The sequence below is a fragment of the Alkalibacterium thalassium genome, assembly GCF_900101165.1.
In the GTDB taxonomy this organism is placed as follows: domain Bacteria; phylum Bacillota; class Bacilli; order Lactobacillales; family Carnobacteriaceae_A; genus Alkalibacterium; species Alkalibacterium indicireducens.
The window spans coordinates 1-2,046 of record NZ_FNFK01000108.1 but is presented as its reverse complement, the minus strand read 5'-3'; the positions used below and the strand labels follow the sequence as shown (position 1 = coordinate 2,046).

Sequence of the window (2,046 nt, the reverse complement as noted above, 5' to 3'; positions counted from 1 at the left end):
CACTTGACTTTTTTGGAAATTTTAACGAAAACTACTTGTGATGAAAGTAACAATGTATGAAATCATTTATTCTAAGTTTTATGCAACACTAGTGATTTTTAGTATATAAATCATTTATGGAGAAAAAATGGATATAAACAATAAAAAACCCTGATCAGCAAATAATCGGATAGTCTTTTCACAGACTATCCGATACTTACTGACTAGGGGTTTTGAGGAGTAATTTTTTCATATTTCCCATGGTTTAAAATCAGGTTATAATCAGCCGGCTGGGAATGCTCAAGGACTAATTCTGCGTTTGGTTTATCCGTTCGCTTGACATGTTTCTTCGCTTCTGCCAGAGTAGCGCCGCCTTTTTGCTTTCGATCAATTAACCGTTTTTCGAGTTCAGACAGGGGTGTTTTTATAGCTATTGTATAGTCACTCAACGCTTTTAATTTATTCCAGACTGGTTTATCCAGAAGGAGATAATTTCCTTCAATCAATATTATATCAGCTTCTACTTTCAGCTTTTTATCTGACACGTCATGAAGCAGGCGATCATAAGTCGGCCAGTATACATGTTTTTGATTTTGAAGTTTCTGAATCGTTTCTTTCAAGAGGTTCACATCAAATGATTCGGGGATCCCCTTAAATCGTCTCAAGAGTTCGGTCTGATTATTCCTATTTACCATATGACTATCTAAATAGTGATTGTAATGGTGAAAACCGTCCATAGAAACAGACTGAAATGTATAGGGCGTATCAATTTCTTTATACAAGTCTTCCAGAAACAGCGATAAGGTGGTTTTTCCGGCTCCCGGTGGCGCTGCGAGGTAGACAATGACTCGGTCGCCTTTTTCAGCACGTATGGTCAGCAGGTTCTGAAGCAATGGTTGAAAGATGTCCGTTACTTCTTCAGACGTGTAGCTAGCTTCAACTGAGAGACCTGTCACTGTATATCTCTTCTTATGCATCAGGACGGTCATCTCCTTCATCTGTAAATCCCGGTATATCCTTTTCATCATAATAAACCTGTTCCATACATAAACCTTCCGGTGCTAACGTTTTTCCTGCTGCCTCGCGGTCTCTGGCCTGAATGATCAGCGGAATATCTGAAGCCAACCGCTTACCGGAAGCCACTTCCACCAGAATACCCATCAGGATCCGAATCATATTATATAAAAATCCGTTCCCTACAAAGGTGAATACCCACGTATTCGAACTGGTGTCCCGTTCGACGGAGGCCTGATAGATCGTTCGGACTTTATCTTCCACCTCAGATTTAGTCGACGCAAAGCTGGTAAAGTCATGGGTGCCTATGAGATAAGACATTGCTTCTTCAACCAGCTCCAACGTCATCGGGTAACGATGGTGATAAGCATAATTCCTGATGAACGGATCCCTGAACTGATTATTGTCTATTGTATACTTGTACATCTTTCCTTTAGCCTGGAAGCGTGAATGAAAGTCTGCATCAGTCAATTCTACATTAGTCGCGGTTATGTCTTCCGGCGTCATGCTGTTCAGACCAATATGCAACCCCTTTGGCTCAATATAAAAAGGAAAGTCAAAGTGAACGACCTGTCCTCTTGCATGCACACCTGCATCTGTCCGCCCTGCGCCGTGTACTTTGACTGTGTGACCTTTGGACATCTTATTCAATGTCTTTTCCAGCTCACCCTGAATTGTCCGCTTGTTCGGCTGCACCTGAAACCCTGAAAACTCTGTGCCGTCATAACTTAGAACAATTTTATACCTGTACGTTGTCATTTTACTTACTTCCTTTAACTTTTCATTTTTTTCACCTCGTCAGATTAATGTATCTACCAGATGCTCCTTATCCTATCGCTATCTTAACACATATGGTTGGTTTTTATATCAAAAAAACGGGGCTGGGAAATAACTAGCTGAATTAGAAGACACCGTCAAATCTAGGAAATAAACTGGACCCTATAGAATAGACACGGATAAAAAACCCTTATTCGTTCTCTATTTTATAGGGTTCTTTATTGTATAATGAACCCAACTATATGAGTTCAAAGGAGAGCGTTGACATGGGAAGAA

2 protein-coding genes are annotated in these 2,046 nt (G+C 40.4%); both read right to left on the bottom strand.

Annotated features, from left to right (window positions below):
- Positions 1-203: 203 nt before the first annotated feature.
- The gene (locus BLR76_RS11445) at positions 204-956 is read right to left on the bottom strand and encodes a nucleoside/nucleotide kinase family protein (RefSeq protein WP_176759714.1); all 753 of its coding nucleotides are present in this window, start codon (positions 954-956) and stop codon (positions 204-206) included.
- Positions 949-1,752, bottom strand: a complete 804-nt coding sequence (gene truA / locus BLR76_RS11440) for a tRNA pseudouridine(38-40) synthase TruA (protein WP_091269038.1) — start codon at positions 1,750-1,752, stop codon at positions 949-951. Before truA ends, BLR76_RS11445 begins: the two co-directional genes overlap by 8 nt.
- Between the last annotated feature and the right edge of the window lie 294 nt (positions 1,753-2,046).

Excerpts from the sequence above, each read along its gene's own strand:
- BLR76_RS11445 (WP_176759714.1), bottom strand. The coding sequence starts at position 956 with ATGCATAAGAAGAGATATACAGTGACAGGTCTCTCAGTTGAAGCTAGC.
- truA (WP_091269038.1), bottom strand. The coding sequence starts at position 1,752 with ATGACAACGTACAGGTATAAAATTGTTCTAAGTTATGACGGCACAGAG.